Below are 22,067 nucleotides of genomic sequence, written 5' to 3'. Positions count from 1 at the left end.
GCGGTCGCGACCATGGCGATGGCGTTTATTTTGCTGCGTTTTTGGCCGTTGAACCCAGACTTGCCCAATTCCCACCCATATGGCGGATGTCCCCCGCAGTCCGGGCTCTGATGCCGCGAAGCGTCACGGTGAGTTGATAGGCGGGCGGGTGACAACTTCTTAGGCCCAACGCGGTTGAATCGCGAACACAGGAACCTGGCATGATCGGCGCGCTCGCCCGCAAGTTTTTCGGCTCCGCCAACGACCGGCGGGTGAAGGGATATCAGTCCCGCGTCAACGCGATCAATGCGCTGGAGCCCGAGGTCTCGAAGCTCTCCGACGAGGCGCTCAAGGCCCGCACCGCGGAATTCAAGCAGCAGCTCGCGAACGGCAAGACGCTGGACGATCTCCTCGTCCCGGCCTTCGCCACCGTGCGCGAGGCCGCCAAGCGCACGCTCGGCCAGCGCCATTTCGACGTCCAGCTGATCGGCGGCATGGTGCTGCACGAGGGCGACATCGCCGAGATGAAGACCGGCGAAGGCAAGACGCTGGTCGCGACGCTTGCGGTGTATCTGAACGCGCTCGCCGGCAAAGGCGTCCACGTCGTCACGGTCAACGACTACCTCGCCCGCCGCGACTCCGGCTGGATGGGCCAGATCTACGGCTTCCTCGGCATGACCACCGGCGTGATCGTGCACGGCCTCGACGATGCCGAGCGCAAGGCGGCCTATGCCTGCGACATCACCTACGGCACCAACAACGAATACGGCTTCGACTATCTCCGCGACAACATGAAGTACCGGCTCGAGGACATGGTCCAGCGGCCGCACTTCTTCGCCATCGTCGACGAGGTCGACTCCATTCTGATCGACGAAGCGCGCACGCCGCTGATCATCTCCGGCCCGCTCGACGACCGCTCCGACTTCTACAACACCATCGACGGCTTCCTGCCGAGGCTCGACAAGACCGACTACGAGGTCGACGAGAAGCAGCGCACGGTGACGCTGACCGAAGGCGGCATGGAGAAGATCGAGACGCTGCTGCGCGATGCCGGCCAGCTCAAGGGCGAGTCGCTCTACGACGTCGAGAACGTCTCCGTCGTGCACCACATCAACCAGGCCCTTCGCGCTCACACGCTGTTCACGCGCGACAAGGACTACATCGTCCGCGACGGCGAAGTCGTCATCATCGACGAGTTCACCGGCCGCATGATGCCGGGCCGCCGCTATTCGGAAGGCCTGCATCAGGCGCTGGAAGCCAAGGAGCACGTCCAGGTCCAGCCCGAGAACCAGACGCTGGCCTCGATCACCTTCCAGAACTACTTCCGCATGTACGAGAAGCTGGCGGGCATGACCGGCACCGCCGCGACCGAAGCGGACGAATTGTTCGACATCTACAAGCTCGAGGTCGTGGAGATCCCGACCAATCTGTCGATCGCGCGCCTCGACGAGGACGACGAGGTCTATCGGACCCAGAAGGAAAAATATCAGGCCATCCTCGCCGAGATCGAGCGCGCCAATGCGCGCCTGCAGCCGGTGCTGGTCGGTACCGCCTCGATCGAGAAGTCGGAGGTGCTCGCCGAATTCCTCAAGAAGAACGGCTACAAGCAGATCGATTTCGGCAAGGAGGGCGCGCTCGACAAGCTCTATGCCGCCGCCCGCGCCGGCAAGCCGGCGAAACTGTTCGCGGTGCTGAACGCGCGCTTCCACGAGCAGGAAGCCTACATCGTCGCCGAAGCCGGCGTGCCGGGCGCGATCACGATCGCCACTAACATGGCCGGCCGCGGCACCGACATCAAGCTCGGCGGCTCGCTGGAGATGCGCATCCAGCAGGAGACTGCTGATATCACCGACGAGGCCGAGAAGGCCAAGAAGATCGAGCAGATCAAGGCCGATATCGAGCACTTCCGCGACATCGTGCTGAAGGCCGAGGAGACCGTCGAGGTCGAGCCGGCCAAGGGAAGCAAGCCTGCCAAGACCGTGAAGAAGCCCGGCGGCCTCTACATCATCGGCTCCGAGCGCCACGAATCCCGCCGCATCGACAACCAGCTGCGCGGCCGTTCCGGCCGTCAGGGCGATCCCGGCCGCTCGAAGTTCTTCCTGTCGCTGGAAGACGACCTGATGCGCATCTTCGGCTCGGACCGTCTCGACAGCATGCTGCAGCGTCTCGGCCTGCAAGAGGGCGAGGCCATCATCCATCCCTGGATCAACAAGGCGCTGGAGAAGGCGCAGCAGAAGGTCGAGGCGCGCAACTTCGACATCCGCAAGAACCTGCTCAAGTTCGACAACGTCCAGAACGACCAGCGCAAGGTGATCTTCGACCAGCGCGTCGAGCTGATGGAGGACGAGAGCGTCGCCGAGACCGTCGCCGACATGCGCCACGCCTTCATCGACGACCTCGTCGCCAAGCACGTGCCCGAGCATGCCTATGCCGAGCAGTGGGACGTCGCCGGGCTCAAGGACGAATTGAAGCGCGTGCTCGATCTCGACCTGCCGGTCGACGAATGGGCCAAGGAAGAGGGCATCGCCGACGAGGAGCTGCTGACTCGCATCGAGACCAAGGCCGACGAACACATGGCGGCCAAGGTCGCGCAATGGGGTCCCGACGTGATGCGTTACGTCGAGAAGACCATCCTCTTGCAGACGCTCGACCATCTCTGGCGCGAGCACCTGATCATGCTCGACCATCTGCGCCAGGTCATCGGTCTGCGCGGCTACGGCCAGCGCGATCCCCTGCAGGAGTACAAGACCGAAGCCTTCAATCTCTTCCAGGAGATGAGCGCTCACCTGCGCGAGGCCGTCACGGCGCAGCTGATGCGCGTCGAGATCGTCCCGCCGGAGCAGGAGGCCCCCGTCCTGCCGCCGATGGAGGCGCACAAGTTCGATCCGAACACCGGCGAGGACGAGATGGCTCTCGCCAGCGTCACCCTCGGCGCCCAATCCACCGACGCGGCGTTGCGCGACCCGAAGAACCCGACGAGCTGGGGCAAGGTCGGCCGCAACGAGGACTGCCCGTGCGGTAGTGGCAAGAAGTACAAGCACTGCCACGGGCGGTATGCTTGATCGATGACCTCAAAACCCAACGAACTCGCGGTGTTGGCTTGGCCCACGAGTTCGCCATGCGTCGAATGCTCCCGATCCATATGCTGCCTGCTGGTCTTCCGTTGCATCACGAATGGTAGGCGCACGCCATTGAGGATGGCTGGCGCACAATTGTCAGACGGTCCTTTCCGTCACGCGCGGCTGAGCACGCTTCAGTCATCTGGCAACCCGCCTCAGCGCCTGTTCCTGTGATCACTCCGGAGTGCTGCTGCTTCTGCAGATGGCCGGCGGCCACTCGCTCGCGCGGCTGCGTCGCTGAAGAACTCTTCACCCGGAGAGCCAATGGTCAAAGCGCGGCATCGCGTCTCGGCGAACGCCCTCGGGTAGACCATCCAATTTTTTACCACTGCTCATTGTGATCTGGATCACCGCTACAGAGCTCAATCCGTGGTTTGATTGAATCACGAGACGTGGCCTGAAAATTGGGAGCCAGACAATGTCCAAACGCGCGCTGCCAACCGCCTTTTGTGTCCTTGCCCTGAGTTTTTACGCCTGCGGTTCCGCCCCTGCGAGCCAAGTGGGCGGATGGTGGGGCGGAACATGGTCGTGCAACATCGACGGCCGCCCGGCCCGGATGAAATGGGCCGCCGTCGATGACAGTCAGACAACCTGCAACGGCAACACTTGCACCAGCACTTCGGGAGCACGCTGGTCAGGCCGCTTCTCAGATAATGGCTCGCGATGGGTGAAGTTGACAAATCCACGCACCGGAACCCAGGGCGGCGTGTACTTCAACCATGCCGACGGCAACAAATGGTATCTAGCCAAGCCGGTCAGCAACAAGGCCGTGGGCTGGACGACATGGAATGGCCAACGCTATCGCCTCTCGTGCTGGCGATGATGCGCGAGTGCTTTCCCCTCGCCATGCGTTGAAACGGCGGATGAGGTGTGCGCTTCGCAAGGCGCCACGCTCCACTTCACGAGGTCTAATTCGAGCTGTCGATCAAGCTCTCCAGCAGCCGCTTGAGCTCGCTCGTCGACTTGTCGCCGTAGCTCTCCAGGATGTGCTCCTCCTGGTCGACCGCGAGCGAGTTGAGCTTCTTGCACAGCACCTTGCCGCGGTCGGAGATGAACATCAGCACCTTGCGGCGGTCGTTCGGGTCCTGCACGCGGTAGACCAGCGTGTCGGAGACCATGCGGTCGATCATCTTCGTGAGCGTCGGATGGTTGAGCAGCACGGCGTCCGCGAGTTCGCCCATCGAATGGCCCTCGCCGTCCGACAGCACTTTCAGGATGCGCCATTGCTCGACCGGCACGCCCTCCTTGCTCAACCTCAGTTCGAGCTGCCGGTTGATTTCCCGGTTGGCTTGCGCGAGCAGGTAAGCGAGGTGTTCGGTGATTGGGGAATTTTGTTTCGGCGGTTTTGCCACGGCTGAGACTTCGCCTTGACCCAAATGAGTGAATGTCTTGCAATCGATGCTGCATCTATATGCACTTCAATTCTTGAATATTCAATATTTTCAAAATAAGATCATTGCCCAACAAAAGGGCGGAAGCCGCGGCCGCCTGCTCAATGTGCTTTCAGGTCTGGCCTCAGACAGGAGTTGGCGTGCGCGCGACGGTGAACTTCCCGGCTCACGGCGGCTCGGCGTTACCGCCGTCCTTGCTGTTCAGGAATCTGTCGTCTTCGGCAGCTGGCGGTGCCTTGTCGCCGCACGGTGACGCCTTGTTCAAGCGCCGCGGCGTCAACAAGCTGCGCGTCGGCGGCTTCATCTGCTGCACCGGCTCGCCTGGCGTGTGGGGCCCGTGTGCCACGAACAGCGCGCAGCTTGCCGTCGCCGAGATCAACAAGCGCGGCGGCATTCTCGGCCGCGAGCTCGAGCTGTCGATCTACGATGCCGGCGGGCCGCTGGATGAGGTTCTGGACCGCGCCGAGCAGGCAATCGCATTCGACGAGGTCGATCTGATCGTCGGATTGCACACCAGCGCGGTTCGCGTGGGCCTCCGCGACGTCACCACACGCCACCGCATTCCCTATATCTACACGCCGGTCTACGAGGGCGGCGAGCGCACGCCCGGCGTGATGGCGATCGGCGAGACGCCGCGCTGGCAGAGCCGCCCCGCCATCCATTGGCTCGCGGACGTCAAGAAGGCCAAACGCTGGTACCTGATCGGCAGCGACTACGTTTGGCCCTGGCAATCGCATCGCGCGGTGAAGAACTACATCAAGGAAACCGGCGGCCGCGTCGTCGGCGAAGAGTTCGTCCCGCTCGGCGAAGACAATCACGGGCCGCATCTGGCGCGGATCCGCGCCGCCAAGCCCGATGTCGTGTTGATCTCGCTGATCGGTACCGACAGCATCACCTTCAACCGGGCCTTCGGCGAATGTGGGCTAGGCGCCACGACGCTGCGGCTCGCGGGCGCGATGGACGATACCGTGCTACTCGGCATCGGCGCCGACAACAGCGAGAACATGTTCTGCGCTTCCGGCTACTTCACCGGCACCGGCGCGCGCGCCAATGACGACTTCCAGAGCCGTTATCACGCGATGTTCGGGCCGAATGCGCCGCCGATCGGCTCGGTGGGGCAATCGAGTTACGAAGGCCTGCGCTTCCTCGAAGCCGTTGCGAACAAGGCTGGTTCGCTGGCGATGCGGCCGCTGCTCGCGGCCGGCCGCAACATCGTCTACAGCGGCGCCCGCGGTCGGGTTACCGTTTGCAACGGGCACGTGCGGATGCCGATGCATCTCGCCGAGGCCGACGGTCTCGATTTCAAGCTGATCAAGCCGCTCTGACCGCCTCGCGACTAGACCGGCCGGCGCATTTGCAAAATAATACTTGAAAAGGAAAATATTTCCGTTTTGAATGTTTCGGCGAGGCCGCGGGTGCGTGCGTCGCGCCGGGGCGGCCACGCCCAACGTTGCAAAGAACTTCAAGGAGAGCGCCGTGACCGTTGCCCTTCCCACGCCAGCCCAACTTCGCAGTGTCGCCGAGCAGTGCGGCCTTTCGCTCACCGACGAGGACGTCGCCTCGTTCCGCGGTCTCATGCAGGGCTCGATCGAAGCCTACAATCTCGTTGCCGCGATGCCGGACGAACTGCCCGAAGTGAAATATCCGCGCACGCCGGGCTACCGGCCCTCGGCGGAGGAGAACCCGCGCAATGCCTGGTATCGCAAGTCGACCGTGCAGGGCGCCGCCAGCGGCAAGCTCAAGGGCAAGACCATCGCGCTGAAGGACAACATCATGCTGGCCGGCGTGCCCATGACCAACGGCTCGTCGACGCTGGAAGGCTATGTGCCCGATTTCGACGCCACCATCGTCACGCGCATGTTGGATGCCGGCGCCGAGATCAAGGGCAAGGTGCATTGCGAGCATTTCTGCCTGTCCGGCGGCAGCCACACCGGCTCCTACGGGCCGGTGCATAATCCGCACAAGATGGGTTACTCGGCCGGCGGCTCGTCGTCGGGTTCGGGCGTCGTGGTCGCGCTCGGCGAGGTCGACATGGCCATTGGTGGCGACCAGGGCGGCTCGATCCGGATGCCGTCGTCGTTCTGCGGCATCTACGGCATGAAGCCGACCTGGGGCCTCGTGCCCTACACCGGCATCATGCCGATCGAGATCTACGTCGACCACACCGGCCCGATGACCGCGACCGTCGCCGACAATGCGCTGCTGCTCGAAGTGCTCGCCGGCGACGACGGCTATGATCCGCGCATCAAGGCCCCCAAAGTGGAGGAATACACCAAGGCGCTCGGCCAGGGCGTCAAGGGCATGAAGATCGGCATCCTCAAGGAGGGTTTCGAACAGCCGACCGCCGAGTCTGCGGTGAATGAAAGCGTGCGCGAGGCCGCAAAGCGCTTCAAAGACCTGGGCGCCACGGTCGAGACCGTCTCGATCCCGATGCATCTGATGGGCGGGGCGATCTGGACGCCGATCGGCACGGAAGGCCTGACCCAGACCATGATGTTCGGCGACGGCTACGGCCTCAGCCGCGGCGATCTCTATTCGACCTCGCTGATGGATTTCCACCGCGGCTGGCGCCGGCAGGCCGACTCGCTGTCCGAGACCACGAAACTGTTCATGCTGCTCGGCACCTACATCAACAACAATTTCGGCCCGCGCTTCTACGGCAAGGCGCTCAACATCTCGCGCCGGCTGACTGCGGCCTACGACAAGGCCTTTGCGGATTACGATCTACTCCTTCTGCCGACCACGCCGATGAAGGCGACCAAGCTGCCGGAACCCAATGCCAGCCGCGAGGAGTACGTCGCCCGCGCGCTTGAGATGATCTCCAACACCGCGCCGTTCGACATCACGCACCATCCCGCGATGTCGCTGCCCTGCGGCATGGTCGACGGCCTGCCGGTCGGCCTGATGCTGGTCGGCCGCATGTTCGAGGAATCCACCATCTACCGCGCCGCCCATGCCTTCGAGCAGATCGGCGACTGGAAGAAGATGTGAGCCAAGTATCGATGCAGGCGAGCGGAACACCACCACATGGCTAACGCGTTCGTCGCGGCGTTCGAGATCCTGAGCTTCGGCGCGATCATCGTCCTGATCGTGCTGGGGCTCGGGATCATCGCCAGCATGATGGGCATCTTCAACTTCGCGCAGGGCGAGTTCGTCCTGCTCGGCGCCTACATCACCTATCTCGCTTATGCCAAGGGCCTGCCGATCTGGGCCGGCATGGTTGCGGCGCCTTTCGTGGTCGGTGCGCTCGGCTTCGTGCTGGAGGCGCTGATCATCCGACGATTCTACGCCGCGCCGATCGTTGCCATGCTCGGCACCTATGCGCTCGGCCTGATCATCCGCGAGGCCGTTCGCGGGCTGATCGGCGGCTTCTACCTCACCGTGCCGGAGCCGATCGGCGGCTCGATCGACATCGGCGCCATGCACATCTCGGCGTGGCGCTTCACCATCATCATCATCACGCTGCTGGTGATGGGCCTCTGCTATCTCTTGCTGTCGCGGACGAGTTTCGGCCTGCGCGTGCGGGCGACGCTGGAGAACCCGTCGCTGGCGCGTGCGTCGGGCATTTCGACGCCGCTGATCTACGGCGCGACGTTCGCCTTCGGTGCGGCGCTCGCGGGCCTTGCTGGCGCGCTGATCGTGCCGGTGTTCAGCCTGTTTGCCGATCTCGGCCTGCGCTTCCTGATCCAGGGTTTTGTCGCGGTCATGGTCGGCGGGGTCGGCTCCTTCATCGGCCCGGTCGCGGGCGCCGGCGTCATCGGCACGCTGAGCGCGGCGCTGCCCTGGGTAATGGCACCCGTCGTCGCCGACGTGCTCGTCTTCGTGCTCGCCATCGTCTTCATCAAATTCCGTCCGCAAGGTCTCATCGCTGGAAAAGGGGTTTAATCACATGCTCGATCGTACTCAGCTCACGCGACGTCGTTTCCTGTCCAATTTCGCCTTTGCATCCGGCGCGGTCGCAACCGGCGTCGGCAGCTGGGTGATTCCGGCGCCCTGGGCCAATGCGGCCGAGGCGCCGATCAAGGTCGGCATCGCCACCGACCTCACCGGCCCGATCGCCTATGCCGGCAACGCCGACGCCAACGTCGCGAAAATGGTGATCAAGGAGATCAACGCGGCCGGCGGCCTGCTCGGCCGTCCGCTCGAGCTCTACATCGAAGACACCGCCTCCAACGAATCCGTCGCCGTCGGCAACGTGCGCAAGCTGATCCAGCGCGACAAGGTCGACATGGTGCTCGGCGGTATCACCTCGTCGATGCGCAACGCGATCAAGGACCCGATCGTCGCGCGCGGCAAGACCCTCTACATCTATCCGCAGCTCTACGAGGGCAAGGAGTGCACGCCCTATTTGTTCTGCACCGGCCCGACGCCGGCGCAGCAATGCGACGAGTTCATTCCCTGGCTGATCAAGAACGGCGGCAAGAAGTTCGCGCTGCCCAGCGCCAATTATGTCTGGCCGCACACGCTCAACGTCTACGCCCGCAAGGTGATCGAATCCAATGGCGGCGAGGTCGTGTTCGAGGAATATTACCCGCTCGACCAGGTCGACTTCTCCGCGACCGTCAACCGCATCATCTCCAACAAGGTCGACGTCGTCTTCAACACCGTCATCCCGCCCGGCGTCGGCCCGTTCTTCAAGCAGCTCTATGAAGCAGGCTTCCTCAAGAACGGCGGGCGCCTGGCCTGCGTCTACTACGACGAGAACACGCTCAACATCAACCAGGCCGCCGAGATCGAAGGCCTCGCCAGCTGCCTCGACTATTTCAAGGTGCTGACCAAGGAGAACCCGTTCGACGCCAAGATCCAGGCGGCCTATGAAAAGGATTTCCCGGGCAACTTCCTGTTCGCCGCCGGCAGCGCTGCCACAGGCACCTATCGCGGCCTCAAGCTGTGGGAAGCCGCGGTCAAGGAAGCCGGCAAGATCGACCGCGAGTCCGTGGCCGCCGCGCTCGACCATGCCAAGATCGCCGAAGGTCCGGGCGGACCCGCCGAGATGGTGCCGGGCAAGCGGCACTGCAAGATGAAGATGTACACCGCCGTCGCCAAGAGCGGAAATTACGAGATCGTCGGGCGCAGCAACGGCCTCGTCGATCCCAAGGAATGCTGATTCTTCGCCTCTCCCCTCTTGGGGAGAGGTGAATCCCGCCGTGATTGACACGGCTGCCTCTGACGATGTTGAACTCGGAATGCTGAAGCCGATGAGTGTGGTAAGAGAGGCCATCGTCGCCGACGTGGACGACGAAATGGACGGTGCGATGGCTGAGGGCGCAGCGGCGGAACGGGCCAATGACCGGGACAAGGCAGGACGAAAAATCCTGCCCATCATCGAGGGCCTCGTGCTCCTCGCGGCGCTACTCGCGCCGCTGGTGCTGCAGGACTATCTCACGGTCTTCGCGACGCGCGTGATCATCCTCGCGCTGTTTGCGCTGTCCTTCGACCTGGTCTGGGGCTATGCCGGCATCATGAGCTTCGGCCAGGCGCTGTTCTTCGGCTCGGCCGGTTACGGCGTCGCCCTGCTCGCGCGCGACCTCGACATCACCAACATCTTCCTGGTGTTGCCGGCAGGCACGCTGATCGGCCTCACCTTCGCGCTGCTGCTCGGCGGCTTCCTGCTGCTGGGACGGCATCCCTCCAGCGTGATCTTCGTCTCGCTCGGCACGCTGACCGGCTCCTACGCCGCCGATCGGCTCGCGCGCGGCTGGTACTATCTCGGCGGCCAGAACGGCATCCCCTCGATCGCGCCGATGTCGCTTGGGTCATACGACTTCACGGAAGGCCCAGCGTTCTATTATCTCGTGCTCGGCATCCTCGTCGTGGTCTATCTGCTCTGCCGCTTCCTGGTGCGCTCGCAATTCGGCCTTGCGCTCGCAGGCCTGCGCGAGAACGAGCAGCGCATCGCCTTCTTCGGCTACAAGGCGCAGCATCTCAAAGCCATCATCTTCACCATCGGCGGCGCCGTCGCAGGTCTCGCCGGCAGCCTCTATGCCTTCCACGAAGGCTTCGTCTGGCCCAACATGGTGGGCGTCGTGGTTTCGACCCAGGTCGTGCTCTATGTGCTGTTCGGCGGCTCCGGCACGCTGATCGGTGCCGTCGTCGGCGCTGTCATCGTCGAGGGCGTCAGCTTCTGGCTTTCGGACAATTACCGCGAGATCTGGCCGATCATCCTCGGCCTGCTGCTCCTGCTCGTGATCCTGTTCCGGCCGCTCGGCCTGATCAGTTTTGTGCTCGGCGAGCGCGAACGCGTCGGCAGCTTTGGTGCCAAGCAAAAGGAGAGGCGCAATGCTCCTTGAAGCGGCCGGCATCAAGAAGGTCTTCGGCAAGCTCACCGCGCTCGACGGCGCAGCCCTCACGGTCGGCGAGAATGAGTTTCACGGCCTGATCGGCCCGAACGGCTCGGGCAAGAGCACGCTGATGAAGTGCATCGCCGGCGCCGAAGTGCCGACCCAAGGCAAGGTCTCCTTCGTCAACACCGACATCACCGCGTTCACGCCGACCGAACGTGCGCGCGCCGGCATGAGCCTGAAATTCCAGATCACATCCGTGCTGCCGTCGCTCACGCTCTACGACAACATCCTGCTCGCGCTGCAGGCGCAGTCCTCGCTGTTCGACCTCGTGTTCTCGCGCACGCGCGGTGCGTTGCACGACCAGGTCATGTCCATGCTGACGCAGTTCCGTCTCGCCGACCGTGCCTTCGATGCGGCCGCTGCGCTGTCGCACGGCCAGCAGCAATGGCTGGAGATCGCGATGGCGCTCGCCGGCAAGCCGAAGCTCCTATTGCTCGACGAGCCCACCGGCGGCATGAGCCTGGAAGAGCGCCGCGTCACCGGCGAGCTGCTGCAGCCGATCAAAAAACATTGCTCGCTGGTCATCGTCGAGCACGACCTCGATTTCATTCGCGACATCTGCGATCGCCTCACCGTGCTCGACCAGGGCAAGGTGCTGGCAACAGGCACGGTGTCCGAGATCCAGGCCAACACATCCGTCCAGGAGATCTATCTGCGCCGTGCCTGAATTTTTGGACATCAAGCATCTCGACGCCGGCTATGGCCGCAGCCAGGTCCTGTTCGACGTCAGCCTCGGCATTCCCTGGCGCGGCGGTGTTGCCGTGCTCGGCCGCAACGGCGCCGGCAAGACCACGCTGATGAAGACCATCGTCGGCGAGCTGCCGGCATGGAAGGGCGAGGTCGCCTTCGACGGCCGCGACATCAGTCGCCGCGCCACCCAGGAGCGCGTCCGCGCCGGCATCGGCTATGTGCCGCAGGAGCATTCGGTGTTCGCGCGCCTGTCGGTGCGCGACAATCTCGCCGTCGGCTCGCTGGCTAAGAAGGATTCCTCCGCCATCGACCGCGTGCTGGCGATCTTCCCAAAGCTCGGCCAGCGCCTCGACCAGCCCGCCGGCACGCTTTCCGGCGGCGAGCGCAAGATGCTCGCGATCGGCCGCGCCATGCTCGGGGATCCAAAACTGCTGCTGCTGGATGAGCCCACCGAGGGCGTCTGGATCGGCGTCATCGAGGAGATCACCGAGCGCCTGATCGAGCTTGCCAAGAGCATCGCCGTCATCATCGTCGAGCAGCACCTCGACCTCGCTTTGCGAGTCGCCGACTACGCCTATGTGCTCGACCGCGGCCGCGTCGCGCTGCAGGGCGACGCCGGCGAGGTGAAAGGCAGTCCGGAGCTGATGCGGTATCTGGCGCCTTAGCGCGCGGCGCGCCCGCACTGCAAAATATTCGGGTTGTTCAAGAGCTTCGCGGCATTCCATCGATTTTATTTCAGATCGGAACGAATCTGTCGGGCCGCGTTGAATCCCGCATGTGTGCCGTTGCGTTGCGTCAGTCGGGACTATCGCGCCTAGCCGGCGCGCGGAAGATTCCGATTCCATCATACATCGTGCCATGCGATCCCACGCTACGCGAGAACCCGCCGCAAGGCAGCGGCTGGGTGTTCGAGATAAAAGCCGACGGCTATCGCGCGCAACTTCACCTGCAGGCGGGCGCGGCGACGGTCTATTCGCGCGCCGGATACAATTGGACCGAGCAGTTCTCGTCAATTGCAGCCAGCGCGCGAAAGCTCAGAGCCGAGAGTGCGATCATTGATGGCGAGGCCGTCGTCTACGGCAGTAATAGCCTGCCGGACTTCCAGCAGCTGCGGCGCGAGCTCGGCGCCAAGCAGAGCCGCCGCATTCGCTATCACGCGTTCGATCTATTGTATCTTGACGGATACGATTTGCGCGGCGTCGGCTTTGTCGAGCGCAAGCAGCTGCTGCAGCGGCTCCTGAAAGAAGCGCCCGAGACTTTCATCTACGTCGAGCACGTCGAAGCCGACGGCGAGCAAATCCTTCGCCATGCTTGCAGGCTTGGCCTCGAAGGGCTGCTCGCCAAGCGCGCGGACGCACCTTATCGCTCCGGACGGCAGAAAGCCTGGCTCAAGCTGAAATGCAAGAAGAGCGAGACGTTTCCGATCGTCGCATTCGTCGAAAAGCTGGGCGCGTACCCGCGCAAGGTGGCTTCGCTTTACGTCGGGCATCACGAGGATGGGCGCCTGCTTTATGCCGGCAAGGTCCGCACCGGATACACCGAGGCGACCGCGCGTGAATTGCGTGAACGGCTTGACCCACTGATCCGGCGCGTTTCTCCGCTCGATCTGCCGGTAAAGAAGCCCAAGGCTACGTGGGTTGAGCCCGTGGTGAATGCCGAGGTGGAATATGGCGCCCTGACCGACGATGGCCTGCTGCGTGAAGCCGTATTCAAGGGCCTGCGCGACGATCTTGCGCCGCGGAAGGTCAGGGCGCCCCGGTTGGTGCCTTCATCGGTCAGACGGCCGAAGCTCGGCGTTCCCAAAGAGAATATCCTGCAGCTGCTGCCCGATGCGATCGTGCCGTCCAAGGAAGAGCTCGCGCGTTACTGGAAGCGCGTCTGGAAGAAGGCGCTGCTGCATCTAGGACATCGACCGCTCAAGCTGGTGCGGCACGTGCACGGCACGACGTTCTATCACAAGGGGCCGCTGCCGAAGGACATTCCGCAAGCGGTGCACCAGCTACGCATCCGAAAGCGCGAAGGCGGCGAAGGCACGCGGCTTTGGGTGGACAGCCTTGACGGTTTCCTGGGACTCGTCGAGATCGGCGCAGTCGAATTGCATCCCTGGAATTCGACTGTTGAGGATTTCGAGCACGCCGATCGCATCGTGATCGACCTTGATCCCGGCGAGGGCGTCGAATGGGATGCTGTGATCGAGACCGCCCTGGAACTTCGCGCGCTAATGAGCCGTGAGGGGTTTGCGACTTGGCCCAAGTTGACCGGTGGCCAGGGCATTCATCTGACGGCGCCGCTTGAGGTGGCAATGCTGCACGATCAGGCGCATCGCGTGGCGCGCAGTCTCGTGGCCGATTTCGCATTGCGTCGGCCGGACCGCTACGTCCTCGCGGCCCAGGCCAGGCGCAGCGGCCGCATTTTTTTCGACTATTTGCGCAACGGCCGCGGTACCACCGCGATCGGCACCTTCTCGCCGCGGGCACGCGAGAACTTTCCCATTGCTGCACAGGTGACATGGAAGCGGATCGAAAGCGGCATCGTGCCGGACGCGTTCACGATTCACAGTCCCTACCGTGCGGTGCGGAGGAAAGAGCGATAATTGCGCGCTCGGGCGCTAGCCTACTTCACCGCCGAGAAGCGGCTGTCGAACGAGTTCGACTGCACCACCGGCGCGGCGCCTGATATCATCGGGGTGCTATCGCCCGCGCCGTCGCTCACCGATGGCTTCAGCGCCGGACGCGTTGCGGCAAGGCGGGTATCGGGCTTCGGCGGCTCGGCCGGCTTGGCGGCTGCTACGGCCGGCTTCGGCGTATCCTTCGCCGCCTCCTTGACTGAATCCTTGGACTTGTCATGTCCCGGCACGAAGCGGGTCACGGCGGCCTTGAGTCGCGAGGCGGCCGTGGCCGGCGTCGTGGACGTCTGGGCGGCCGGGGCCACGGACGCGGTGGCTTGCGGCGCAGGCGTCGCGGTCGCGGTGGTGTCGGCGGTGCCGAGCCCCATCTTGCGGCCGAGATTGGAGAAGAAGCCGCCGCTTTCAGATTTCGCAGCGGGCGACGCCGCGGCAACGCGGGTGCTCGCGGCAGGCGCGCTGACGGCGACCACCGGCTCTTCCCGCGGCGCCGGCGCACTTGCCACCGCATCGAGGTTCGGCTTCGGCGGGTTGACGTGGCCGGGGATCGTGCCCGGCGCCTTCGCCATGGCCAGCATCTGCAGCGTGGTGCCTTCGGCACTCTCGGACAGGCCGGTCGAGCCTTCCGGAATTTTGGCGGCGAACACCTTGTGCATGCCGCCGTCAATGCCGGTGTTCATCCGCGCCACCGGCGTGCCCTTGGCGACGAGCCTTGCATATTCCGTCTCGTCCTTGGCCTGCTTCTCGCGGACCGCGCTGGCGATCTCTTCGGGGATCACATAGGCCGGACATCTGGCGGAGGCGTCGAACACCAGATCGCGCTTGGCGTCCGCCGGCTTGGCGGCGTCGAACACGTATCTCTTCTCGCAGAAATCGACCTTCGGCTCCTGCCGCGTCACCTCGAAATGATCATAGCCTTCTTTGATCATCTTCCAGAACGGCATGTTCGGATTGTTCCGGTGCCTGGCCATGTTCACCGGCGTCATCTTGAACGGATAGGCCTGCAGCTGGAACGCCTTCTGGCCGCCGAAGAAGGACTCGCGGCCGAGCGAATAAATCTCCGCGATCTGCTCGTCCGTCATCGCGTAGCAGCCGCGCGACGAACAATCGCCATGCACCATCAGCTGCGAGCCGGTGCGGCCCAGCGCCTTGTCGAACGCGTTCGGGTAGCCGGTGTTGAACGAGAGGTAATAGGACGATTGCGGATTCATCTGGCTCGGATTGATCGAGTAGAATCCTTCCGGCGCCTGGCGGTCGCCTTCGCGCACCTTGGGGCCGAGATCGCCCGACCAGCGGCAGATCGGATAGGTCTTGAGCAGCGCGAACTGGCCCGAGCGGGTCTGCTTCCAGACCTCGAGCTCGGCCTCCTGCTTGAACAGGCGGACCAGGATCGGCGATTGCAGGTCCATGTCCTTCTCGGCCATCGCGGCGATCAGCTTCGGCGGCACCGGCTGATTGGCCTTGGCGTTGGTCGCAAGCGAGACCTGATCGGTGTTGCAGCCGGCGAGCAGACCGCCGGCCGTCATCAGCGCAACCGAAACCAAGAGCGCGCGAGCAAGCGAACGAGAAATCAAGATGGACCCCACACCGTGCCGGGCATTGAAGCGCGAACCCCAATTGTTCCGAAGCGCAATCCGACCGGTAAACCGACCCGCCGAGACGGGCCCGGTCAGACCCCGCTCCAGCGCTTATGCCCTGAAGCCATTGATTAAAATTCTAACCTCTGGGTCATGTGGTCGCAACCCGAGCGGGGATCACGAGGGCGTTGGCCCAGTGGCATGGTCAACGAAGACTAAATGGACGCGACTTGGGACGGAACTTGGGCTTTCGGGCCGAGGGGACTCAGATCGCCGATTTGGGCAAAAAAAGGGTTAAGGCGGGGTTACCGGGGGCTGCTCGAAAGGCCTGGTAGGGTGGGCAAAGGCGCGAAGCGCCGTGCCCACGAGCCGTTCGTACAGCCGGGATTGGTGGGCACGCTTCGCTTTGCCCACCCTACGAGAGCGGAATCGAGGCGAATCAGCCCAGTTTGCGGCCGATATCGAGGAATTTCTGCCGCCGCTGCTTGCGGATGGCATCCCCATCAAAGTTCCGGAGCTCGTCGAACGCCTTGGCGATGGCCTCGCCCGTGGTGGCGATCATGGCGGCGGGGTCGCGGTGGGCGCCGCCGACCGGCTCCTTCAGGATGGCGTCGATCACGCCGAAGCGGAGCATGTCCTGGGCGGTGATCTTCATGTTGTTGGCGGCTTCCTGCGCCTTGGTGCCGTCGCGCCAGAGGATCGAGGACGCCGCCTCCGGCGAGATCACGCTGTAGATCGCGTGCTCGAGCATCAGGACCTTGTTGGCGGTGGTGATGGCGATGGCGCCGCCCGACATGCCCTCGCCGGTGATGATCGCGACGTTGGGCACGGTCAGCGCCAGGCACGCATCGGTCGAGCGCGCGATGGCTTCCGCCTGGCCGCGCTCCTCCGCGCCGATGCCGGGATAGGCGCCGGCCGAATCGGCGAGCGACAGCACCGGCAGGCCGAACCGCTCGGCCATCTCCATCAGCCGCACGCATTTGCGATACCCTTCCGGCCGCGCCATGCCGAAATTGTGCCGGATGCGGCTCTCGGTGGAATCGCCCTTTTCCTGGCCCATCACGCAGATCGGCTCACCGCGGAAGCGGCCGAAGCCGGCGACCAGCGCCTCGTCCTCGCCGAACTTGCGGTCGCCGGCGAGCGGGGTGAATTCGGTGATCAGGCCCTTGATGAAGTCGTTGAAATGCGGCCGCTGCGGATGCCGCGCCACAAGCGTCTTCTGCCACGGCGTCAGGTTCGCATAGAGGTCGGCCAGCGCCTGCGCCGCCTTGTCCTCGATCCGCCCGACCTCGTCGCTGATGTCGGTGCCGGTGGCGGCGAGCGCGCGCAATTCGTCGACCTTGGAGTCGAGCTCGGCGACGGGCTTTTCGAAGTCGAGATAGCTGCGCATCTGGTCTAGCATCAACTCAATATAGGGGGACGGGGCGCGAGAAGCGAAGCAAGTTGGGGCGGCGGAAAGAAGTGTAGCGTCTTCAATGGTTTGGCTTGTGTGCTGGTGCAGTCGGCCAAATCAGCCGTGAGGCCCCGGCTCTTTCCGCGGAGATGTGGCCGAAGTCAAGGCGGTTTCACCCTTTACCCGTAGCCCGGATGGAGCGCAGCGCAATCCGGGAAGGTCTGGCCGCGAGGAGGCGGCCCCGGATTACGCGTCGCTCCATCCGGGCTACCAGCAGCAACTACTTCTCCGCCAGCGGGTGCAGGTCGCGCACCAAGCTCTTCAGCCGCTCCTCGACCACATGGGTATAGATCTGGGTGGTCGAGATGTCGGTGTGACCGAGCAGGGTCTGCACGATGCGCAGGTCCGCGCCGTTGTGCAGCAGATGGCTGGCAAAGGCGTGGCGCAGCACGTGCGGGGAGACCAGGCGGGCCTGCAAGCCGGACGCAACCGCGAGCTCCTTGAGGTCGCGGGCAAAATGCTGGCGCGTCAGATGTCCGCTCTCGCCGAACGAGGGGAACAGCCATTTCGACGCGGCCACGCTGTTCTTCCTGTCGGCCTTTGCCGCTTCCGTGGCGGCGAGATAGTCCGCCATCGCCTGCCGCGAGGCGTCGTTGAGCGGTACCAGCCGTTCCTTGTTGCCCTTGCCGCGCACCACGATCATGCGGGCGTCGCGCTTGGCCGCCGAGCGCGGCAGCGCCACCAGCTCGGAGACGCGCAGGCCCGTGGCGTAGAGCACCTCGAGCAGGCAATAGAGCCGCAAGGCACGCAGCCGTTTCGACGGCGAGGCATCTTCCGCCTCGCTCAATTCCCTGGCGCGGCGGAGCATGCGGTCGACGTCGGCGATCGACAACACTTTCGGCAGGCCGCGGCCGCGCTTCGGACCTGACAGGATCGCGGCGGGATCGTCACCGCGGATGCGCTCGTTCAGCAGGAAACGGTAGAGGTGCCGCATCGCGGACAGCCGGCGGGCCACACTGGTGGATTTGAAGCCGCGGGTGTCGAGATCGACGAGATAGTCGCGCAGCGTCTGGGTCTCGGCATCCACGAATGTATGGCCGACGCGGCCCAGAAATTCCGAGAAATCGCTGAGGTCGCGGCGGTAGGCATCGAGCGTGTTGGGGCCGGCGCCCTGTTCCGCGGCGAGCATGTCGAGGAACAGGCCGATGAGCCTGGTGTCTGAGGGTTTGGCGGGCATGCCCGGGAGGCTAGCTCCTATTTCTTGAGAAACTTGTCCGGCGGGATCGTCACCGTCATCTCGCGCGGCTTCGGGTCGACGAAGTTCGCCAGCGCGAAGAGCGCGCCATAGACGATGCCGCCGATCACGGCGACGACCGTCAGGAAGCGGAACAGGCTCGGCATCGTTCTGGGGTCTCGGGTCGGGGCGCGGCAGCCAAATTAACCAATGAAATCATCCAACATGTTCGCCGTTTCGTGGCAAGAGTCCTCTGGCGAGGGCCCCCATGGGGTCGTATAGGTGGCCAAAGCCATGCCGCATCTGGCGGCAGTTCGAGCGAGATCCAGTCGAGCGAGACGATGTCCGACGCCGCGTTGCCGCTTCCTGCTTCGCCCGAGGCCGACATCCTGTCGGCGCTCGGGGCGCGCTCGATCGTGCTCGTCGGCATGATGGGGGTGGGCAAATCCACCATCGGCCGCCGCCTCGCGGCCCGGCTCAGGCTGCCCTTCATCGATGCCGACACCGAAATCGAGGTGGCCCATGCCGGCATGACCATCCCGGAGATCTTTGCGGCCCATGGCGAGCCCTATTTCCGCGACGGCGAGGCCCGTGTGATCGCACGGCTGCTCGAGGGCGGGCCGATCGTGCTGGCGACCGGTGGCGGCGCTTTCATGCGCGAGGAGACGCGCGCACGCATCGCGGCGAAGGCCATCTCGATCTGGCTGAGGGCGGACCATGACGTCATCATGCGCCGCGTGCGGCGCCGTGCCGACCGTCCGCTGCTTCAGACCGCCGATCCCGAAGGAACCGTGACGCGCCTTCTCGCCCAGCGCGAGCCGATCTATGCCAATGCCGACCTCACCATCGCCTCGCGCGACGTGCCGCACGACAGAATCGTCGAGGAATGCATCGAGGCGCTGCACGCCCGTCTCTGCGGCGGAGAGCCAGCCCAACCGCCTGCCGACATTGCGAGTGCGTCAAGATGACTGCGCCGTTGAAACATTCCGATCCCATCAAGGTCGACGTCGCACTCGGTGACCGCGCCTATGACATCGTCATCGGCCGCGGCGTGCTGGCCTCGCTCGGCGAGCGTGTCGCCGCTCTGCGTCCCGGCGTGCGCACGGCCATCGTGACCGACCGCACCGTCGCGAAATACTGGCTCGAGCCCACTGAGGCGTCGCTCGCAGCCAGCGGTATTCCGACCTCGCGCATCGTCGTCGAGGAAGGCGAGATCTCGAAAACCTATGCCGGGCTCGAAAAGGTCAGCGAGGCCCTGATCGCAGCGAAGATCGAGCGCAACGATCTCGTCATCGCGCTCGGCGGCGGCGTGGTCGGCGATCTCGCCGGCTTTGCCGCGGCGATCCTGCGCCGCGGCGTCGATTTCGTGCAGGTGCCGACCTCGCTTCTCGCGCAGGTCGATTCCAGCGTCGGCGGCAAGACCGGCATCAACTCGCCGCAGGGCAAGAATCTGCTCGGGGCCTTCCACCAGCCGGTGCTCGTCATCGCCGACACCGCCGTGCTCGACACGCTGTCGCCGCGCCAGTTCCGGGCCGGCTATGCCGAGGTCGCCAAATACGGCGTGCTGGGCGACGAGGCCTTCTTTAGCTGGCTGGAGAAGAACCATGCCGACATCTCGAGGGGCGGATCGGCCCGCGAGCATGCGATCGCGACCTCCTGCCGGGCCAAGGCCGCAATCGTCGCGCGCGACGAGCGCGAGACCGGCGAGCGCGCGCTGCTCAATCTCGGCCACACCTTCGGCCACGCGCTGGAGGCTGTGACCGGCTTCTCCGACCGCCTGTTCCACGGCGAGGGCGTCGCCATCGGCATGACGCTGGCAGCGCAGTTCTCCGCGAAGCTCGGCATGATCGGCGAGCGTGAGGCGGCGCGCATCGAGCGCCACCTGATCGAGGCAGGCCTGCCGACGCGCCTGCAGGACATCGCCGGCTTTGCGCAGGAAGGGCTCGCCGATGCCGACGCGCTGATGGCGCTGATGGCGCAGGACAAGAAGGTCAAGCGCGGCAAGCTCACCTTCATCCTACTGGAGGCCGTGGGCCGCGCGGTGATCGCAAAGGACGTCGAGCCGGCGCCGGTGCGCGACTTCCTGAAAGAGAAGCTCGCGCAGTGATAACGGGACCGTTCAGATCGGCCGCCCGCGAAACGGCGGGGAATGCCGGGGCGGTCGCGAGGCAAACATGAGTTCGATCTCGATCAATCTGCTGCTTGCGGCCCTCCTGCTCGCCGCCAACGCGTTTTACGTGGCGGCGGAATTTGCGCTGGTGAAGAGCCGCGGCTTCCGCGTCAAGGCCATGGTCGAGCAGAACCGCTTCGGTGCGCGCCTGCTGCAGACGATGATGGGAAACATCGAATCCTATCTCGCCTGCTGCCAGCTCGGCATCACCATGGCCTCGCTCGGTCTCGGCTGGATCGGTGAGCCGACCGTGTCTGCGCTGCTGAGCCCCGTCCTCAGCCCGCTCGGAATGTCGGAGGCCACGCTGCACTTCACCTCGTTCGTGGCGGGTTTTCTGGTCTTCTCTTCGCTGCACATCGTCATCGGCGAGCAGGTGCCGAAGACGCTTGCGATCCGGGAGCCGATGCCGGTGTCGCAGTGGATTGCCTATCCGCTGCATTTTTCCTACCTCCTGTTCTACCCGCTGAGCTGGTGCCTCAACACAGCGTCGAGCGCGATCCTGCGCCTGATGGGGGTGCAGGAGTTCTCGCAACACGAAATCCTGACGGATTCGGAGATCGAGGGCCTGGTCGAGGAATCGGCCGTGCACGGCAAGATCGAGAGCGGCGAGGCCGAGTACATTCACAACGTCTTCCGTCTCGGCGAGCTGACGGTGTCTGACGTGATGGTCCACCGCACGGCTATGGTGATGATCAACGCCGACCTGCCGCCGGAGGAGCTGGTGCGGGAGGTGCTGGCCACCGAATACACCCGCATTCCGCTGTGGCGGGACAAGTCGGAGAACATCATCGGCATTCTGCACGCCAAGGATCTGTTGCGTGCGATCCGCGCATCGGAAGGCGACACGTCGCGCATCGACGTCACCACCATCATGCTGCCGCCCTGGTTCGTGCCGGAGATGCGGCCGATATCCCAGCAGCTCAAGGCGTTCCGCCGCCGCAAGACCCATTTCGCACTCGTCGTCGACGAGTATGGTGAGGTCGAAGGCCTCGTGACGCTGGAAGACATTCTGGAGGAGATCGTCGGCGACATCTCCGACGAGCATGACGTGGTGGTGGCCGGCGTGCGCCGTCAGCCGGATGGCTCCGTCGTGGTCGACGGGTCGGTGCCGATCCGCGATCTCAACCGCGCCATGGACTGGCATCTGCCCGATGAAGAGGCAACCACGGTCGCCGGCCTCGTCATTCACGAGGCGCGCTCGATCCCCGACCGCGGCCAGAGCTTCACCTTCCACGGTTTCCGCTTCCGCGTCCTCCGCCGCGAGCGCAACCGCATCACCGCGCTCCGTATTTCACCGGTGACGCGCGAGGCCGAGCTCGAAGAGGCAAAGCCGAGACGGGCCGGGACGTCGTTCTAATTTTTCCCTTACCCTCCCATGGAGGGGTCCGGGACGAGCGTAGCTCGCCCGTGGGTCGCTACGCATGAAGAGCAGCGCAATGCGTAGCGGGGTGGGGTGACGGTCTTCCCACGTCCAACAGTACCCGAGTGGAGAGATCACCCCACCCCGCTACGCATTGCGCTGCTCTTCATGCGTAGCGACCCACGGG

At 64.4% G+C, this 22,067-nt stretch carries 19 protein-coding genes; 14 read left to right on the top strand and 5 right to left on the bottom strand.

Features of this window, described 5'->3' with window-relative positions; genetic code table 11:
* The first annotated feature begins 200 nt into the window (after nucleotides 1-200).
* Nucleotides 201-3,041 carry a preprotein translocase subunit SecA gene (gene secA / locus I6F21_RS25450; protein WP_225183587.1) on the top strand — a complete coding sequence of 947 codons (2,841 nt, stop codon included), beginning with the start codon at nucleotides 201-203 and terminating at the stop codon, nucleotides 3,039-3,041.
* Nucleotides 3,042-3,516: 475 nt separating this feature from the next.
* The gene (locus I6F21_RS25445; RefSeq protein ID WP_074448072.1) at nucleotides 3,517-3,921 is read left to right on the top strand and encodes a DUF6006 family protein; all 405 of its coding nucleotides are present in this window, start codon (nucleotides 3,517-3,519) and stop codon (nucleotides 3,919-3,921) included.
* Nucleotides 3,922-4,006: 85 nt separating this feature from the next.
* Here I6F21_RS25445 and I6F21_RS25440 read toward each other — a convergent pair whose 3' ends face one another.
* Complete coding sequence (locus I6F21_RS25440) at nucleotides 4,007-4,450, bottom strand: MarR family transcriptional regulator (protein WP_025032676.1); 444 nt, start codon at nucleotides 4,448-4,450, stop codon at nucleotides 4,007-4,009.
* Nucleotides 4,451-4,487: 37 nt separating this feature from the next.
* On the opposite strand from I6F21_RS25440, the gene I6F21_RS25435 reads away from it, so the two are divergent.
* The 9 genes from I6F21_RS25435 to ligD all read left to right on the top strand — a co-directional run bounded on the left by I6F21_RS25435 (nucleotide 4,488) and on the right by ligD (nucleotide 14,116).
* Complete coding sequence (locus I6F21_RS25435; protein ID WP_162131185.1) at nucleotides 4,488-4,742, top strand: hypothetical protein; 255 nt, start codon at nucleotides 4,488-4,490, stop codon at nucleotides 4,740-4,742.
* Entirely contained in the window at nucleotides 4,630-5,814 is a 1,185-nt protein-coding gene (locus I6F21_RS25430) for a substrate-binding domain-containing protein (RefSeq protein ID WP_036026234.1), read from the top strand. The genes I6F21_RS25435 and I6F21_RS25430 overlap by 113 nt, the downstream gene beginning before the upstream one ends.
* Nucleotides 5,815-5,965: 151 nt before the next feature.
* Nucleotides 5,966-7,480 carry an amidase gene (locus tag I6F21_RS25425; protein ID WP_225183586.1) on the top strand — a complete coding sequence of 505 codons (1,515 nt, stop codon included), beginning with the start codon at nucleotides 5,966-5,968 and terminating at the stop codon, nucleotides 7,478-7,480.
* Between the two features lie 36 nt (nucleotides 7,481-7,516).
* Nucleotides 7,517-8,374, top strand: coding sequence for a branched-chain amino acid ABC transporter permease (locus I6F21_RS25420; protein ID WP_225113637.1), 858 nt, complete (start codon nucleotides 7,517-7,519; stop codon nucleotides 8,372-8,374).
* A 4-nt stretch (nucleotides 8,375-8,378) separates the two neighbouring features.
* Nucleotides 8,379-9,596 (top strand): substrate-binding protein, encoded by a 1,218-nt coding sequence (locus tag I6F21_RS25415; RefSeq protein WP_036014678.1) that lies wholly within the window; start codon nucleotides 8,379-8,381, stop codon nucleotides 9,594-9,596.
* A 79-nt stretch (nucleotides 9,597-9,675) separates the two neighbouring features.
* Entirely contained in the window at nucleotides 9,676-10,779 is a 1,104-nt protein-coding gene (locus tag I6F21_RS25410; RefSeq protein ID WP_225137549.1) for a branched-chain amino acid ABC transporter permease, read from the top strand.
* Entirely contained in the window at nucleotides 10,769-11,500 is a 732-nt protein-coding gene (locus tag I6F21_RS25405; protein WP_036014683.1) for an ABC transporter ATP-binding protein, read from the top strand. The genes I6F21_RS25410 and I6F21_RS25405 overlap by 11 nt, the downstream gene beginning before the upstream one ends.
* The gene (locus I6F21_RS25400; protein ID WP_036014686.1) at nucleotides 11,493-12,188 is read left to right on the top strand and encodes an ABC transporter ATP-binding protein; all 696 of its coding nucleotides are present in this window, start codon (nucleotides 11,493-11,495) and stop codon (nucleotides 12,186-12,188) included. The genes I6F21_RS25405 and I6F21_RS25400 overlap by 8 nt, the downstream gene beginning before the upstream one ends.
* Nucleotides 12,189-12,298: 110 nt before the next feature.
* Nucleotides 12,299-14,116 carry a DNA ligase D gene (ligD, locus tag I6F21_RS25395; RefSeq protein ID WP_225183585.1) on the top strand — a complete coding sequence of 606 codons (1,818 nt, stop codon included), beginning with the start codon at nucleotides 12,299-12,301 and terminating at the stop codon, nucleotides 14,114-14,116.
* A gap of 20 nt (nucleotides 14,117-14,136) precedes the next feature.
* On the opposite strand, the gene I6F21_RS25390 is transcribed toward ligD, so the two are convergent.
* The 4 genes from I6F21_RS25390 to I6F21_RS25375 form a co-directional block, all read right to left on the bottom strand.
* Nucleotides 14,137-15,672 carry a murein L,D-transpeptidase family protein gene (locus I6F21_RS25390; protein ID WP_051057179.1) on the bottom strand — a complete coding sequence of 512 codons (1,536 nt, stop codon included), beginning with the start codon at nucleotides 15,670-15,672 and terminating at the stop codon, nucleotides 14,137-14,139.
* A gap of 490 nt (nucleotides 15,673-16,162) precedes the next feature.
* Nucleotides 16,163-17,125, bottom strand: a complete 963-nt coding sequence (locus I6F21_RS25385; protein ID WP_036014693.1) for an acetyl-CoA carboxylase carboxyltransferase subunit alpha — start codon at nucleotides 17,123-17,125, stop codon at nucleotides 16,163-16,165.
* Between the two features lie 271 nt (nucleotides 17,126-17,396).
* Nucleotides 17,397-18,353: a site-specific tyrosine recombinase XerD gene (xerD, locus tag I6F21_RS25380; RefSeq protein WP_225113633.1), complete on the bottom strand. Its 957-nt coding sequence runs from the start codon at nucleotides 18,351-18,353 to the stop codon at nucleotides 17,397-17,399.
* Nucleotides 18,354-18,370: 17 nt separating this feature from the next.
* A complete protein-coding gene (locus I6F21_RS25375) occupies nucleotides 18,371-18,517 on the bottom strand; it encodes a hypothetical protein (RefSeq protein ID WP_036014698.1) in 147 nt (48 codons plus the stop codon).
* Nucleotides 18,518-18,691: 174 nt separating this feature from the next.
* Here I6F21_RS25375 and I6F21_RS25370 point away from each other — a divergent pair, with 174 nt between their 5' ends.
* The 3 genes from I6F21_RS25370 (at nucleotide 18,692) to I6F21_RS25360 (ending at nucleotide 21,877) form a co-directional block, all read left to right on the top strand.
* Entirely contained in the window at nucleotides 18,692-19,318 is a 627-nt protein-coding gene (locus I6F21_RS25370) for a shikimate kinase (RefSeq protein ID WP_036042618.1), read from the top strand.
* Entirely contained in the window at nucleotides 19,315-20,457 is a 1,143-nt protein-coding gene (aroB, locus tag I6F21_RS25365; protein ID WP_036014703.1) for a 3-dehydroquinate synthase, read from the top strand. The genes I6F21_RS25370 and aroB overlap by 4 nt, the downstream gene beginning before the upstream one ends.
* A 67-nt stretch (nucleotides 20,458-20,524) precedes the next feature.
* Nucleotides 20,525-21,877 carry a hemolysin family protein gene (locus I6F21_RS25360; RefSeq protein WP_036014704.1) on the top strand — a complete coding sequence of 451 codons (1,353 nt, stop codon included), beginning with the start codon at nucleotides 20,525-20,527 and terminating at the stop codon, nucleotides 21,875-21,877.
* Nucleotides 21,878-22,067: the final 190 nt, after the last annotated feature.

Source organism: Bradyrhizobium sp. NBAIM03, from assembly GCF_020194055.1.
GTDB lineage: Bacteria > Pseudomonadota > Alphaproteobacteria > Rhizobiales > Xanthobacteraceae > Bradyrhizobium > Bradyrhizobium yuanmingense.
The sequence above is the reverse complement of the archived record's forward strand: the minus strand, read 5'-3'. Positions and strand labels throughout refer to the sequence as shown.

Coding starts and splice junctions, on each gene's coding strand:
- secA (WP_225183587.1), top strand. CDS start 201: ATGATCGGCGCGCTCGCCCGCAAGTTTTTCGGCTCCGCCAACGACCGG.
- I6F21_RS25445 (WP_074448072.1), top strand. CDS start 3,517: ATGTCCAAACGCGCGCTGCCAACCGCCTTTTGTGTCCTTGCCCTGAGT.
- I6F21_RS25420 (WP_225113637.1), top strand. CDS start 7,517: ATGGCTAACGCGTTCGTCGCGGCGTTCGAGATCCTGAGCTTCGGCGCG.
- I6F21_RS25415 (WP_036014678.1), top strand. CDS start 8,379: ATGCTCGATCGTACTCAGCTCACGCGACGTCGTTTCCTGTCCAATTTC.
- I6F21_RS25410 (WP_225137549.1), top strand. CDS start 9,676: ATGCTGAAGCCGATGAGTGTGGTAAGAGAGGCCATCGTCGCCGACGTG.
- I6F21_RS25405 (WP_036014683.1), top strand. CDS start 10,769: ATGCTCCTTGAAGCGGCCGGCATCAAGAAGGTCTTCGGCAAGCTCACC.
- ligD (WP_225183585.1), top strand. CDS start 12,299: ATGTGTGCCGTTGCGTTGCGTCAGTCGGGACTATCGCGCCTAGCCGGC.
- I6F21_RS25390 (WP_051057179.1), bottom strand. CDS start 15,672: ATGACGGCCGGCGGTCTGCTCGCCGGCTGCAACACCGATCAGGTCTCG.
- I6F21_RS25385 (WP_036014693.1), bottom strand. CDS start 17,125: ATGCTAGACCAGATGCGCAGCTATCTCGACTTCGAAAAGCCCGTCGCC.
- xerD (WP_225113633.1), bottom strand. CDS start 18,353: ATGCCCGCCAAACCCTCAGACACCAGGCTCATCGGCCTGTTCCTCGAC.
- I6F21_RS25375 (WP_036014698.1), bottom strand. CDS start 18,517: ATGCCGAGCCTGTTCCGCTTCCTGACGGTCGTCGCCGTGATCGGCGGC.
- I6F21_RS25370 (WP_036042618.1), top strand. CDS start 18,692: ATGTCCGACGCCGCGTTGCCGCTTCCTGCTTCGCCCGAGGCCGACATC.
- aroB (WP_036014703.1), top strand. CDS start 19,315: ATGACTGCGCCGTTGAAACATTCCGATCCCATCAAGGTCGACGTCGCA.
- I6F21_RS25360 (WP_036014704.1), top strand. CDS start 20,525: ATGAGTTCGATCTCGATCAATCTGCTGCTTGCGGCCCTCCTGCTCGCC.